Below are 219 nucleotides of genomic sequence, written 5' to 3' on the forward strand. Positions count from 1 at the left end.
GTCTTCGAGATGAGATTTCCATGCACCTTGAGTGTGAGAGGCTCCCAGCAGACTACTGGGTTGATAGGCCGGATGTGGAAGCGGGGACTAACGACCCGTGGAGCTGACCGGTACTAATAAGCCGAAGACTTGACAACACAACTATTTCCCACACTTTCGGGTGTGGGGCTCGCGTCCACTTTGTGGTTCCCGACAGACGATCGGGAACAAGAAACTGAA

At 53.4% G+C, this 219-nt stretch carries 1 rRNA gene; it reads left to right on the forward strand.

Annotation, left to right across the window (positions count from 1 at the left end):
• A 23S ribosomal RNA gene (locus tag HP507_RS17510) occupies positions 1–137 on the forward strand; the annotation flags it as partial.
• Positions 138–219: the final 82 nt, after the last annotated feature.

This window comes from Curtobacterium pusillum (assembly GCF_013359865.1).
GTDB lineage: Bacteria > Actinomycetota > Actinomycetes > Actinomycetales > Microbacteriaceae > Curtobacterium > Curtobacterium pusillum.